Annotated in this window: 7 protein-coding genes; 3 read left to right on the top strand and 4 right to left on the bottom strand. The window is 45.4% G+C overall.

Annotation, left to right across the window (positions count from 1 at the left end; genetic code table 11):
• Positions 1-37: 37 nt before the first annotated feature.
• A complete protein-coding gene (locus QUB61_RS04860; protein ID WP_333122418.1) occupies positions 38-829 on the top strand; it encodes a 2-phosphosulfolactate phosphatase family protein in 792 nt (263 codons plus the stop codon).
• 333 nt (positions 830-1,162) lie between these two features.
• Here the strand turns inward: QUB61_RS04860 and QUB61_RS04855 are convergent, their stop codons facing one another.
• Entirely contained in the window at positions 1,163-2,596 is a 1,434-nt protein-coding gene (locus QUB61_RS04855; protein WP_333122415.1) for a lipid-A-disaccharide synthase-related protein, read from the bottom strand.
• 346 nt (positions 2,597-2,942) lie between these two features.
• Complete coding sequence (locus tag QUB61_RS04850) at positions 2,943-8,138, bottom strand: PAS domain S-box protein (protein ID WP_333122412.1); 5,196 nt, start codon at positions 8,136-8,138, stop codon at positions 2,943-2,945.
• A 252-nt stretch (positions 8,139-8,390) separates the two neighbouring features.
• Here QUB61_RS04850 and QUB61_RS04845 point away from each other — a divergent pair, with 252 nt between their 5' ends.
• Positions 8,391-8,678 (top strand): hypothetical protein, encoded by a 288-nt coding sequence (locus tag QUB61_RS04845; RefSeq protein WP_333122409.1) that lies wholly within the window; start codon positions 8,391-8,393, stop codon positions 8,676-8,678.
• Positions 8,679-8,855: 177 nt separating this feature from the next.
• On the opposite strand, the gene QUB61_RS04840 is transcribed toward QUB61_RS04845, so the two are convergent.
• Together QUB61_RS04840 and QUB61_RS04835 are read right to left on the bottom strand one after the other, a co-directional pair.
• On the bottom strand, positions 8,856-10,148 hold the full coding sequence (locus QUB61_RS04840; protein ID WP_333122406.1) for an ATP-binding protein: 1,293 nt from the start codon (positions 10,146-10,148) through the stop codon (positions 8,856-8,858).
• Between the two features lie 183 nt (positions 10,149-10,331).
• Complete coding sequence (locus QUB61_RS04835) at positions 10,332-12,650, bottom strand: tetratricopeptide repeat protein (RefSeq protein WP_333122404.1); 2,319 nt, start codon at positions 12,648-12,650, stop codon at positions 10,332-10,334.
• Between the two features lie 160 nt (positions 12,651-12,810).
• Here QUB61_RS04835 and QUB61_RS04830 point away from each other — a divergent pair, with 160 nt between their 5' ends.
• Positions 12,811-15,381, top strand: a complete 2,571-nt coding sequence (locus tag QUB61_RS04830) for a glycosyltransferase (protein ID WP_333122401.1) — start codon at positions 12,811-12,813, stop codon at positions 15,379-15,381.
• Positions 15,382-15,408 lie beyond the last annotated feature (27 nt).

The raw sequence follows: 15,408 nt of genomic DNA, 5'->3' as shown, positions 1-15,408 counted from the left end.
TTATTGCTGATGAGGATTTATCGCAGGTGGCCCAAAAGTGAAGCTTTTTATTTACCATACCCCGGAACTTACGCCAGCCGACAATATGCCGGCTTGCGCGATCGCAGTTGATGTGCTGCGGGCGACTACGACAATGGCAACGGCCCTGAATAATGGGGCGGAAGCTGTCCAAGTTTTCAGCGACTTAGATAAGCTGATGGCCGAGAGCGAAAAATGGCCTGCAGATAAGCGGATTCGCGCCGGAGAGCGCGGCGGCAGCAAAGTTGACGGATTTGACATGGGAAATTCCCCCTTCGACTGCACGCCAGAAAAGGTGAGTGGGAAGCGAATTTTTATCAGCACAACTAACGGTACTCGGGCTCTGCAGCGAGTGCAAGCTGCTGCAACTGTGTTAACGGCGGCTTTGATTAACCGCAAATCAGTGGTGCAGTTTTTGTTAAATAAACAGCCGGAAACTATTTGGATTGTGGGTTCTGGTTGGGAAGGGGGTTATTCGTTGGAAGATACGGTTTGTGCTGGTGCGATCGCCCAAAGTCTCCTGGCAGAAAGCGGTATTCCTGCGAGCGATTTTGCTGGTAACGATGAAGTATTTGCGGCTATTGCTCTTTACCTGCACTGGCAAGATCGGTTGCACGAATTGTTGGAAAGAGCGAGTCACGGCCAGCGCCTCCTCGGTTTAGGTGTTATTGAAGATTTAAAATATTGCGCGCAAACGGATACTTTAGATGTGCTGCCGGTGCAGCGAGAACCGGGAGTTTTGGTTAAGTCGGATTTTAAAATTCCTCAAGCTAATTTCTGGGTGCCATCTTCGGAAAAAACGGCGAATTAAAATTTTCGGCGAGTGGTGTATTAGTAAGGTGCGCGGCCCGGCGCACCCTACTGGAACAACCACAATAAAATTGGTTTGCAGTATCGGAATGCAAGTCCTCATAAAAATCCGAGGACTTGCATTCCGATGCTGCATACAATGGAAGTTATATCAATTCCGGTTGCATTGGAATGATTAAACCGCAGAGAACGCTCTTAACGCAGAGTTCGAGAACAGAGAGATGAATACAGGACGATGCTAACGGATTTGATATTAGTAGTTAGCGAACGAGATTTTTTATTTAAGAAAGTAGAATTAAAGATATTCGGTAGGGACATCACTAATGTTGTGTTGCTAGTGTATTGGAGGCAATTGAGAATTGCTGCTTTCACCGCCCAAGCGCTGAATTAAACACTTGGCAATTCTGGCTGCTGCACCGGGTTGTCCCATGCGGCGCCAGCCATTTTCAGCGATTAGCTGCAACCTGTCGGGGTCGCGGAACAAAGACTGCATGGCGCCGGCAACTTCGGCGGGATGTTTGACTAAAATTAATGACGGGCCTAACAGGCGACTTTGAGCTTCTGCAAAAGCGGGAGTAAATTGCGGGCCGTTTCCGGGAATGGCGATCGCGGGTTTTCCTAAACCTACAAACTGTTCTGTAGCCGTTCCTGCCATTGCTATTGCTAAATCGGCTTCGTACAAACAATCGTTAAAACTTTGCTGAGTCAAAATCATCGTGGCGTTTCTCTGCACAAATGTCAAGGGCAATAGCAAATTAGGAGAGTCTTTCCGCATTTCTTGATGACTAGAAACAGCAGGTCGCAAAATACTTCCTTCTCGCCGCTGCGTTCTAGTTTCGCCGTCTTGTCGCCAGCCGAAAAAATCTAAACTAGGTCGCAAAGCTTCTAAATTTAACTCAGGAGAAATCGCTCCGAAAAATAACAATTTGCGCTCGGCAAACAGCGACAAAATTCCGGCTACAGCCTCTACTATTAGCAGCCAATTAGCATAGGCTTCCGGCGCTCTAGAACCGGGGAGTAAGGTGATGACGAGCGATCGCGACCTTTCCCGAAACTCTGCGTCAGGGCCGTAAAAACCGGCTGGGTTTTCCGGTTCGAGTCCGTCCATCATGGGATTTCCGAGATTGTAAGCCGGAATTCCCAGCTTTTGTAAAGTCTCGGCGGTGAGCGCATCCCTGGCAAAAACGGCCCGACAGCGCTCACGAGTCATCAACCAGCGCTCCCAAGGCAAATAAACCGATCGCGGCGACCAACTCCACCCAGATCCGGCGCGGGATTTGCGAGCCAAAGGCCCGTCCTCGTCCCGCAAATAATACTCAGACTTTGCCGTACCGACAAAGGCATAGGGCGCGCCGCTGAGCCAAGCAAACAGCAGCGGTACAATATCCCCGCAGGCTAAAATAACGCCGTTTTGATTCCCAGACTGTTGTTGCGCCCGCACCCAAGCGCGGATGGCTTTAAACTGAGCTACGGTCAACTGAATCAGGCCGCCTTTGACATCGCGCAAAAATTCCCTTCTGTCCATGTAAATAAAGCCGCCCGAAGGCATCCGCTGCACCGGGCCGATGATGCGGGCGTTTTCTAGTCGAGCAAAAGCTTGCCCTTCGCCCACTAGCGGAAACACGTCTAATGCTGGGGGATGTGGGTGCTGTTGCAGTTCCCGCAAGATGCGAAGGGCGATCGCGTCTTCTCCGTGGCCGTTACTGAGGCAAAGTAATTTCAATCCCAACTCTCTCAAAAACTCTATTGTCAAAAAATAGCCTGCCAACCCTGGGACTTCAGTCTAGGGATCGAAGGCAACTTTACACTTTAGTTTACCAGAAAATTGTTGTTTGAAATAGTACAAAACGCCGTAATATCGAACCAGACCCGGCGCCGATCAAAATCTCTGCTGTACCCAAAAATATCTGGCATTTAATAGCAGTTGCTCGGACTCGCTAGAGGGCAACTTCTTCCGCGGCAAAACAACTTGTTTAATGTGGGGACTTAGGACCGCCTGCACTGACAATTGCCCGATCGACAATTGCCCGATCTCCGGCTTTCATAACGCAGCGGTAAGCTGCTGCGCATCTAGATTATCTGTTGCAGGCAAGCTCTAAACCACGATCGTCCTACTATTTTCCCTCGATATATTGCTTTAAAATATTCCGAATTTGTTTGAGCTGAAATCCCTTAGCAAGTTGGCGCAGCTTCGAGACAAACGGCACTAATTTTTGCTCTAAACTTTCCAGCTTAGCACACTCCTCAAAAATTTCTTCAATGTCGCCCATAGCTGCGAGTTTCAAAATTTTTGCTACCGACTCAGAAGCCGCAGGTAACAGAGAAGAATAAGCAGGAAAATCAGATGCTGGTGACAAACTGGGAGTTTTGCGTTTTTGGCTTTCCGAAGATTCCTCGTAAATCCATTCTAGTCCCAAGTGCACGCGTAACTGTTCCAAAAAGTGATTGGCTTCGATCGGCTTGGGAAGAAAAGCATCGCACCCTGCGAGGATGCTCTCTTGCTGCGTAGCCTCGAAAACGCTAGCTGACATAGCGATTAACACGACATCTTTTAATTCCGGCAACTGCCGCAGTCTCCTTGCAGTTTCTAAGCCATCCATTACAGGCATCCGCAAGTCGATTAAAATCACATCCGGTTGAAATTCAACAGCTTTGCAGAGGCATTCTTGACCGTTTTCGACCTCTACAAGTTCAAATCCCAAACGCCCCAGCAGCCTGCACAACAAATCGCGATTTAGTTGATTTTCGTCCACGATTAGGACTTTACGCTTGTTGCCGACAAAACCCACCACCCAGCGTTTTTCGCGCAAAGGAGACACCTCCAAGTGCCGTTTGACCGAGGGCAGCTCTAAATCTACCCAAAAAGTGCTGCCTTTTCCCAAAGTGCTGTTAACGCGAATTTCGCTGCCCATCAGTTTCGCTAATTTCTGGCTGATAGAGAGTCCTAGACCTGTACCTTCAATAAATGTATTGCCTCCTACTTGGTGGAAGGGCAAAAATATTTCTTCTAACTTGCTTGGGTCTATTCCAGTGCCGGTATCCTCGATTTGAAAGCGGATTTTTAAAGCGTGTTTGGCTGCCTTCGCATTGTGGGTGAAGCGCATATAATTTTCTTTCAGTTCCGAACTCAAAATCGAGAATTCATAATTCTCTACTTGACCTCGACTCCAGGCCCCCGTGCCGACATAGCCGACTTTGAAAGTCACTCCGCCGGTTTCCGTAAATTTAACGGCATTGCTGAGTAAATTTATGAGAATTTGGCGCAATCTTTTTTGATCGACACGGACGCAGCTAGGCAAGGGAGATACTTGTTCGTAAGTGAAGGAAATTCCTTTTTGAGCGGCTCGCATCTGAAAGAGGTCGGCAATGTTTTTTGTGAAATGTAGAAAATTTAACTCTTCCGGGTAGAGTTCCATTTTTCTAGCTTCGATTTTGGAAAGGTCTAAAACATCGTTGATTAACATCAGCAGGTGTTGACCGCACTGTTGAATATTGCTGAGACTTTCTTGGTGATCTGAGCTTAAGTCTGTGTCGGTTTTGAGGATTTGAGCGTAACCTAAAACGCCGTTTAAAGGCGTGCGCAGTTCGTGGCTCATGTTGGCGAGAAATTCTGTTTTGGCGCGGTTGGCGCTTTCTGCGACTAATGCGGCTTGTTGGAGGGCAGATTCTGCAAGTTTGCGCTCGGCAATTTCGGTTTGTGCTTGTTGAAATAGGGTCGATTGCTGGATCGCGATCGCCAATTGCACGCACAATTGCCGGAGGGATTCTATTTCTGAGGCATCCCAGGAACGGGGGCCGCTGCAATCGTGGGCGATCAGCAGTCCCCAGAGCTGATTTTCTGCTGTCGGTTCGGCTTGGGAAATGCTTTCTCGTGCTTTTAAAATCGGCACTACTAACTTAGCTTTCACTTCAATTTCTTCGAGAAATTCAAGGTGGCATTCGCTCAGATTTTCACTGTAAATATCTTCCACAGAGCGAGTATAGCCTTGCTGGTAAATATCAAGAAATTTCTCTGTAAAACACCGATCGAGATTGTTCAAACTTCGCATTGAAATTCTATCTTTTGCCACCGATTCCACAACTACAAAGCCGCTCCAGTCGGGATTAAAGCGGTAAATAACTGTGCGGTCAGTTTGCAAAAATTGCCGCACTTGTTCGACAGCAGTGGTGAGGACTTCTTCTAAATTGAGAGAGGAGCGAATGCGATCGAGCATGGCAACTACCAGCCGTTCTCGCCTTAATTGCTGCAGCAGCGCGATCTCGGCTTGTTTGCGTTCGGTGATGTCGGTAATTACTCCCACTAGCCCGATTAAATTGCCAGCTTCATCTTTAATGCAGTCAGCGCGAAATAAAGTCGTTACCACTTCGTTAGTTTTAGTTTTGATTTTGAGTTCGCCTTGCCAAGATTTGCCTTTACGGATCGTTTTAAACATTTCTACCAGCACTTGAGTTTGGGAGTAAAGTGCCACTGCTCCGCCTGCTGTGTTCAGTTCTTCTGCTGTGTAGCCGTACCGCTGAACAAAGGCTTGATTGTGGTAGATCGATCGCCCTGTCAAGTCAGCAATGCCGATCGCGTCGCTGGTGCTTTCTACGGCTTGAGTTACTCGCAGCAAATCTAATTCTGCTTGTTTGCGATCGCTAATATCAGTAATAGTGCCGATATAGCCTTTAATTTCCTGCTTGTCTCCGATTTCTGCAATTGCCTGACCGATCACCCAAATCACACGACCGTCTGGACGCTGAAAGCGGTATTCTGATTTAAAAGGAATTTTCTCAATAATTGCTCGACCCCATTCATTTTTTACCCGCTCCGCATCATCGGGATGTATGGCATTCATCCAGCCACTTTCTGCTGCTATTTCTGCGTTTAATCCCGTGATTTCGCTCCACCGCTGATTCACATAAAGGCAATTTCCCAAGGTGTCGGTGTGGAATATACAAACAGGCGATGCTTCTGCTAAAGTTTGGTAGCGGCGCTGGCTCGCTCGCAGTGCAGATTCTACCTGTTTTCTCTTAGTGATATCGCGGACTATAGAAATTATCTCGCCACCTGCAAGCATGGTCAGCGAAAGTTCTTGAGGAAAAAGAGTACCGTCTCGGCGCTGACCAGTTGCTTCTATATTACAGTATCCTTTTTTATGTAACTCCGGCATTATTTCTCGTTCAACTTGTTGAATTTTTGCGGCGTCATAAAAAAGTTTCCAATTTTTCCCCAATAAATCGGAGGTATTTAAAAAACCGTACATTTTGAGATAAGCCTGATTTGAATAAATATATTCTTCACTAGCATTTAGGATCGCGATACCGTCGTAAGCAGCGGCCATTGCTACTGCTTGTCGCTGGAGTTTGGACTCGGCTTGTTTGCGAGAGGTAATGTCGTGACCGACTGAGTAGATTAAACCTTCTTCACTAAATGGCGATGCCGTCCACAGCAGGCATTTGTAAGAACCGTCTTTGCAGATATAGCGGTTTTCAAAGGAGATACTGGACGTACCGGCTAGGAGTTTTTCCCCTTCGGCTGCGGTGGCTTGTCGATCGTCTGGATGAACAAATTCGAGCATCGGCTTGGCAAAAAGTTCGGCGACGCTGTAGCCCAGGGCATTAGACCAAGCCGGGTTTAATCGTCTAAAATAGCCGTCAAAACCGACAATGCAAAGCAAGTCTAAGGAAATCGTAAAAAAGCGATCGCGCTCTGTTTGTGCCTGCTTTAATTCAGTGATATCCATCACTAAACCGTCCCAGAGAATATCGCCTTCGCTCCCAGATTTGCTCTCATTATTGAGCCTTTCCGGTCTCGCCGCTCCTTGCAGCCACTTAACTTTTCCAGATGGCAAAGTCTGCCGCCACTGCTGCTGCCAAGGTTCCAGGGTAGCGGCTGAAATTGCGATCGAAGCTTCTAAATCTAAGAGATCGTCTGCGTTAATTCCGCTGAACATCAGTTTGGCATTTTGCTCTATTGCTTCTGCTTCTAATTCGTACAGTTGGCGGCTGCCTGAAGAGACGTAGGGACAAGATATTTCTCCAGTTGCTGACATTCGTAATTGATAAATTGCTCCCGGCAGGTTAGCTACGAGTTTTTGAAATCGAGCTTCGCTTTGTTCCAGAGCTTTTTGCTGCCGTCTGTATTCGGTAAAATCTCTAATTGTGCCTACTATTACTTTACTACCGTCGGCTCTTTTAAATACGCTTTTCTTGGTAGAGATAATGTGTTCTTTCCCTGCCGTGTCTGTGAATTTTTCTTCAGCTTCCAAGCAGATACCCGTTCTCAATACTTCTTCATCTTTTGTCCAAAAAACAGCAGCTTCTGATTTGGGAAAAAAGTCATAATCTGATTTGCCGAGGAGTTCTTGCCGCGATTTGCCGACAAACTGACAAAAAGCATCATTTAATATCATCCAGCGGTGTTGCTCGTCTTTGACAAAAATTGGGTCTGGCGTAGCATTTAGGGTGTGGTTTAAAAATTCTTCTGACGCTTTCAGTTTGGCTTCGTAGCGGTAGCGATCGCTCACGTCCAACACTACTTCAATCATCCGGTCGATCGACCCGTCCTGGCGGCGGATGCAGCGCAGGGAAACTCGCGTGTGAACTATTTCGCCGTCTTTTCTGAGCCACCTTTTGTCTAAGATGTAACCGTCGATCCTACCTGCTAACATCTGAGAAATTTTTTCAAAATTGGCATCCAAATCCTCTGGATGAGTCAACTCCAGCCAATTCTTTTGCACGAGTTCGTAGCGCTCGTAGCCGAGCAAATTGCACAGCGCATCGTTAACTTCTATCCAATTGCAATTTTGAGGAATTTCGCGGTCAATAATTGGAGCTATGATGGCAATTCCGATCAGGGAATTTTCCACCACCGAGCGATATTTTTCTTCGCTGTTTCGCAAAGCATCTTGACTGTTCTGGCGTTCTCTGGCGTAACGGAGCGATCGAATTAACAGTTCGCTGTCGATTTTTCTTTTGACTAAATAATCCTGTACGCCGACCGAAATCAACCGCAGGGCAAGCTCTTCGTCGTTTTGGGCAGTCAGAACTACGATCGGCACATTTACTCCGTACTCTTGTACCCGAGCAACCGTTTCGATTCCCAGACTGTCTGGCAGTGAAAGGTCTAATAAAATTATGTCAAAAATTTCTTCATTCAATCGCTGCTGCGCTTCGCTGAGGCGCTCTACTTTCGTCAGGACTATACGCTGCACGCCGCCAATTTCTGACAGCAAATCTTCAATAAGCTCAGCTTCTTGAGGGTTGTCTTCTACTAACAGAACTTTAAAGCAGATAGGAGGCAAAGCTAAGTTAAAAACTGCTTTCATAATATTTATTAATCAAAAAGATCTTAAACTAACTTGGATTTTACCTTTTATTTCCGGGGCAGTTATTCAATTGCACCTACACCTACATCTGCCGTTCCATTGCGGTGTGAGCTAGCGCTACAAAAATTATGTTTAAGACTTCTAATTATATCACGCACTAACTTGACTGTCAACGCGAAACATTTTTTATTTTAATATCGTTTCCGGTTGCATGACAATAATAAAATCGACTCAACAGTTAACACTCAACCATTGAGTTTTTCGACCCCGACTTCTACAGTCATTAGTCATCAGTCATTAGTCATCAGTCAACAGTCAACAGTCAACAGTCAACAGTCAACAGTCAACAGTCATCCGTCATCAGTCATCAGTCATCAGTCAACAGTCAACAGTCAACAGTCAACAGTCAACAGTCAACATTCAACAGTCATCAGTCATCAGTCAACAGTCAACAGTCAACAGTCAACAATCACGAACGGTGCAACCGGAATTGATCTAACTGGCAATTTATACCAGTTAAAAAAAAGAATGCAACTGTAAGCTTGCGATCCCAACCCAGATAGTCACAGTGATTCTCAATTATTCAATTCTTTAATCTAAAATCTAAAATGGTATTAACTTCTACCTTGTACCTTCTAGCTTCTGCCTTAAAATATAAGATTTTATTCAGCTTCCGCTGCCTTCTAGCTTCTACCTTCGGCCGAAAGGATGTCTCAATTAAGCCACAGTAAAGTAAAAAGTTGAACCTTGACCCGGTTTCGACTCCACCCAAATATATCCGCCGTGGCGTTCCACAATCTTTTGACAAATTGCTAAACCAATACCAGTCCCAGAATATTCTTTTTGAGTGTGCAAGCGCTGGAAAATTTGAAAGATGCGTGCTCGATGCTGCGTCGCAATCCCAATTCCATTATCCGACACCGAAAATAACCAGTCTTTCTCCTGTTTACAAGCCGTAATATGAACCACCGGCGGTGCATCGTGGCGATATTTAATCGAATTGCCGACTAAATTTTGAAAGAGCTGTACGAGCTGAGAAATATCCCCCATTACCGCTGGCAATTCGCTGTAGGTAACAACTGCTTGAGTCTCGCGGATTGCCCCTTGCAGGTTCGCGAGTGCTTGTTCGACTGCGTGATTGCAATCAGTCAGTTGAAAAGGTTTCCGACTCCTGCCAACTCGCGAATATTCGAGCAAATCATCAATTAAAGTTTGCATTCTCGTGCAGCCGTGAACGATATTGTCGATAAACTTACTAGCTTTGCTGTCGAGTTGGTCTTTGTAGCGTTTTTCTAAAAGTTGCGCGTAACTGGCAATGGTTGCTAAAGGCGCTTGCAAGTCGTGAGAAGCCACATAAGCAAATTGTTCTAGTTCCGCATTTGAACGCGCCAATTCTTGGTTAGATTTTAAGAGAGCAGATTCGGCGCGCTGGCGGTTCGATATCTCTTGTTGGAGTACCAAATTTTGCTCTTGCAGGGCTTTTTCAACGGCGCGACGGGTGCTGATTTCTTGTTGCAGGATTTTGTTTTTTTCCTGAAGAATTTTTTCGACTGCCAAGCGGCTCGTGATTTCTTCTTGCAGCAGCACATTTTGTTCTTTTAGCTGCTTTTGTAAATTCCGCAGGCTGAGGTGACTTTCGATGCGGGCGAGCACTTCTTCAAACTGAAATGGCTTGCTGATGTAGTCAACTCCTCCCACAGCAAATGCGTTTACTTTGTCGAATACTTCATCTTTAGCGCTGATAAAAATTACCGGAATTTCGCGAGTTTTCGCTTCTAATTTCAAGTGCTGACAGACTTCGTAGCCGTTCATTTCCGGCATCATTATGTCGAGCAATATCAAATCCGGCGGATTAGAATTGCAGGCTCTCAGAGCCATTTTCCCGTTAATCACGCAGCGGGGGGTGTACCCGCTCTGAGTCAACATCGTAGACAACAGACGCAGGTTTTCTGCTGTATCGTCTACTACTAAAATGTTTCCTAAGCGCATCCCTGATTGATGATTGTTCATTGATTATTTTCCTGTTCCTGTTTTCTTCACAAAAGATGTTTGCAGCTATTTTATTTAGGACTTACGGCAAACGCCCGGTTGATAGTAGGAATATTGGGTAAATAAAACGAGAAATCCGGTCATAAACCGGGTGTTTAGCCGTTTGTTCACAAGCAAGTCCTGTTATTGTTCGTTTACCAATCCTCAAATCCCCAGCAGGAGAGTCAAAGCATTATTGTTCCAAGTCAATCCTTTGTCTAAAACTTTAAATCCCGCGACTTTACACATAGCTTCTAAAGCAGTAGCTGTAGGTAGCCACCAGCACGCCGCCAAATCGTTCAGGTCAAAAACTGCTTTCTCAGTTATCCCTATAAGTTGGTTGTTGTTGATGTATGGCCGCCAATAAGCTGTTAAAATAGCTCGTTCTGCGTCGTCCAAAGCGGGAATAAACATTACTCCAGAAGCGGGAATTTCATAGCGGCCAAACTCATTCTCTATAACTTCTTGGGTAATAGCTGAAGTGAAAACTAAATGCTCGCGAGTTATCTGACGCAATGCCACTAAAATCTGCAACGGATGGGGGTGATGGTACAAAACTCCTGCACAGTGAACTACATCGTAAGGATCGCCAATGTCTGCAAGCTGAATCTGAGTGATATCTTGATTGATACAGTGATAATTAGCAATATTTAAACTTGTCATGCGATCGTGAAAATCTTGCCACCAGTGGAGGGATGCCGGCATGGCATCAATCATTGTCAGAGAAACTGCACCGTATTTGCTAGCGACAGATACTTTTTCGCTGACAGTTCCCCACAAGCCGCCGACTTCTGCAAAAGTCTTGCCTTTGACTACTCGGGCAATGTAGCGATCGCGAATGTCATGAGCCTCTAACTCTAATAATACACTAGATTCCCCTGTTTGACGCTGTTTTTCTAAAATATCCTCTAATTTTTGGGATATTTCTAAATTTTTTGGTCTGATTTCTAATGCCATCGAGTACAATACTGCCGCTTCGTTGAACCGATCGCTCTCTGCAAAATTTTGTGCTACTTGACAGTAAAATTCAGGAGGGTATAGTGGCTGCATTTCCTGATGATAATAGCTAGTTGCTAAGTCTACAGTTACCCGAGTTTTTTTTGTTAATGCCTCACCTAACTTTGTGTAAAGATTCGGGAGAGAGGGGTCAATTTGAAGTGCGCCAAGATAGGCAGAAACAGCATCGTCCCACCTGTGAAGTCCAGTCAAAGCATCGCCTAAATTGTAATAAGACCAAGAAATACTGGGATTGAGTTTAAGATCACGTTCGTAAGCGGTAGCTGCTGCTTTCCACTGTTGGGTTTTTAACAGCAACTCTCCTAAATTGTGGTAAGTCCAAGAGAATTCTGGATTGAGTGCGATCGCCCGCCGATAAGCGAGTGTTGCTTCGGCAAACTTTTGAAGTTTAACTAAAGTCAAAGCTAAGTTATAATGAGACCAAAATAAATCCGCATCGAGTGCGATCGCCCGGGAGTATGCAGCCTCAGCTTCTGACCATTTTTCTAGTTTAAAAAGAGCATCTCCTAACTTGTGAAAAGCTGCAAAAAAATTTTGGTCTAATTCAGTAGCGCGCTGGTAAGCTGCGGCTGATTCCGACCATTTTTCTAATTTGTCGCAAGCTTCACCGATGCTATAGTAAGACCAAGGAAAACCCGGGTTAATTTCAACACTTGTGCGATAGGCAATTATCGCTTCTTGCCATTTTTCTAATTTGAGCAATACACTGCCTAAATTGTAGTAACACAAAGAAGAATTGGGATTAAAATCTATACTTTCGTGGTAGTTTTTCAAAGCCTCATCTAATAGCCCGGTTGCTTGCAAAGCATTTCCTAATTTGTAATACAGCTCCGAAATATCGGGCTGAATTTGAATAGCTTTGCGGTAGTTAATAATAGCTTCTTCCCACTGTTGCAGCGAGCCGGCAGCATCGGCTAATTTATAATAAGCTTCGCAACAACTGGGGTTTAACTGAATGCTACGGCGGTAACATATTAATGCTGATTGAGTTTTATTTTGCCCCAATAAAGTATTACCTAAATCGAGATATTCTTCGGCTATTTCTACGGGTGCGAGCATGAGTGCTTGATAGGAGCATTCAGCAGCTTCCTCAGAAGAGCCGACTTGGGTAAATATCCGGCTCAAATTGCGGTAAAATCCTGCACAGTCTGGTTGTAGGGAGATGGCTTTTTGGTAACAGCCGATCGCCTCCTGCCATTGCTGCAAGGTAGCGCAGAGAGTACCGAGGTTGGCAAAAGCTTCGGCAAAATCCGGTTGGTAGGCGATCGCAACTTTGTACCAATACCTTGCGTCTTCTAGTTTACCCTGAGCGTGCAGCGCCTTTCCTAAGGTTTTGCAAGCCTCGGCAGAGTTGGGCTGCAATTCTAAAACTTGTTGGCAAAGTGCGATCGCCCGATCGAAGTTCCCTGTAGCTAAATAAATTTCTGCCTGCTGCTGGAAATTCACTTGCACTGTTTCTGAATTCATTTTTTCTTTTCCTTTTGAGTAATGATTACCTGTAAGATTATATGCTAGAATTTGCCAAAATTCCAATTTCTGTAATTAGAGCTACCGAGCACATAATAGTGCTGAATGTCCGCGACATTAATATAAACTAGATAATCATATGTTAACAGCGAGCTAAATAATGTCAACAGCCACTCGGACACCGCAAGTAAGCGTAATTATACCTGTATATAATGGCGATCGCTACATCGTGCAAGCGGTTGAAAGCGCCCTAGCTCAAACTTTTACTAATTTGGAGATTATAGTTGTAGACGACGGTTCGACAGATAGCACCCATCAAGTATTGCAGCCTTATCTTGACAGAATTCGCTACATATATCAGGAAAATCAAGGCGCAGCAATGGCTCGGAATCGTGCTTGCCAGCTAGCCAAAGGCGAGTTTTTAGCTTTTCTAGATGCTGATGACTATTTCCTACCATCCAAGCTAGAAAAACAGGTAGCTTGCTTTGACGCTGACCCCACATTAGATATGGTACAAACAGGTTGGCTGATGGTCGATGGAACCGGGCGAGAGATTTCTGCAGTCAAGCCTTGGCAGCAAGCGCCCAAATTAGATTTAGAAAGCTTTATTCTATATAAATGTGTGCGCCCAAGTGCGATGCTGCTGCGGCGTAACTGGTGGGAATACTTGGGGGGTTTCGATTCTGGGCTTCCGCCGACGGAAGATTTAGACTTTGCCTTGCGTTTAGCTTTAAAGGGGTGCAAAGCAGTTTGGTTAGAAGAGACACTTACCTGTTATCGCCAGCACGATACCAATCTCATGTCAAGCGGTTTTCGGCTAATGAAGAATACAGAAATTCTGATGAAACAATTCTTCGCTAGACCCGATTTGCCTCAGTCAATCCGGCAGTTAAAAAACCAGGAACGCTATCAATGCTTAAAGTGGCTGGCATGGCGGATGTATCGCGACGGTTATCTAGCAGAGATGGCCCAGTGTTTAGAAAAGTCATTGCACTATACGCCTTTTTCGCCCACGAAAACAGTCTTGAATTGGCTGGAAAGTTTTCAGATGGCTTCTGAAGAATATGGTGAAAAATTTGACGCTTATTCGCTGAGTAAGTTAGCCCAATGGCAAGAGATAATTTCGATCGTGATGACTAATCCACCCCAATCTCAACAGAGTTCTATTCCCACACCTTCCAAAGCGCGTGAAGCGAACCTATCCCGTAGGGAATCGCACATTCTACTCTACAACACGGACGATCCGGGCGTGGGAGGATTGGCGCAGTACAATCATGCCATTCTCTGTAAGTTAGCCCTATTAGGCTATCGAGTCACTTGCGTGCAAACCAAACATTCTAGCCCCTTGGTTGAGCGAGAACGAGAGTTAGGTATAGAGCACTTGTGGCTGGATTTTAGCGGTCATAAAGATTTACAGCGGGTTTTAAGAAATACTCAGGATGCCGAAGAGATTTTTGCTAGTAATAAACCGGATCTGATTATTTTTAGCGATGGTTGGCCATTTTCCAATTTTGCAGCTAAACAGGTAGTTATTCAAATGGCAATACCATACATGATGGTAATCGGGTTAGTTATGCCACAACACGCAACTTTTGCCTGCGGGGATGTAGTGCCTTATGCAGAAGGAGTGCTCTACCACTGCCTGCAAGCTAGAGCCTTGATTGTTGGGGCTTACGAACATTTGAATTTATTGTGCCGAGATTTCAAGTTGCCAAAAGAGCGAGGACAAGTGATTTACTTGGGGCGTTCTCCAGAATATTTTGCACCTCCTAATGCTGCGGTCCGTCAACGCCTGCGACAAGAAATAGAAATTCCTGAAGATGCGATTGTCTGTTTCACATCTGCTCGATTGGCATCGATTAAAGGGCATCGATATCAGATTGAAGCAATCAAGCAGTTGCAGCAGTCTCCTGTGTGGTCTAAACTGTATTTTGTCTGGGCAGGAACTGGTGAGGGAAGCGCTGACAATGTAGAAATAGAATTGAGGGAAACTATTAAAGAGTTAGGGGTGAGCGATCGCGTGAAGGCGATCGGACAGCGCTGGGATATCCTAGATTGGCTGGATGCTAGCGACATATTCATTTTGACTTCTCTAGCAGATGCAGCGCCTTCTCTTGCAGTCATGGAAGCGATGGCTAAGGGATTGCCGGTAGTTGCAACGGCTGTGGGCGGCATTCCTGAAGGGCTTGGCGATACTGGGAAATTGTTGCCCGATCCGAATACCGATCCAGAGGGAACCGCGAGGGAATTGGCGAAAACAGTAGAAGCTTGGGCGATGAATCCAGAATTACGACATCAAATCGGTCAAGCTTGCAAGCAGCGGGCAGAGAAACTATTCAAAGAGGAACGGATGTTGGCAGAGTCAATTGAGGCGATCGAAAAAGCTTTACTTTGCGACGATCGCCAAACAGATCCATTTGTTACTAAAAAAGAGGTGCAGGAGTCGATGGCGAAAATAGAAACCCTGGTACACTACAGCTCTTTAGTGTGGAATGCTTGGCAGGCTTACTCTCAAGAAGATCTAAGCGGAATGCAGAAATGGCTTCAAGAATCTTTGCAGTACACACCTTTTTTGAGTACAGAAACGCTGTTAAACTGGGTAGAATATTTTGGCAACTTTTCGTCAGCAAAAGGGCATTATTTAGATACATATTCTCTGATAAAATCCACCGAATGGCAACAATTGGTCGAGCGCGTACAGGGTCTTGAACCTGTATTTTCTACACGCTAAAGTAACAGATTGACATTTTAAATTGGG

Origin of the sequence: Microcoleus sp. C2D2 (assembly GCF_036702495.1) — a bacterium.
In the GTDB taxonomy this organism is placed as follows: domain Bacteria; phylum Cyanobacteriota; class Cyanobacteriia; order Cyanobacteriales; family Microcoleaceae; genus Microcoleus.
Note: the sequence above shows the minus strand (reverse complement) of the source record. Positions and strands in the feature narration are given on the sequence as shown.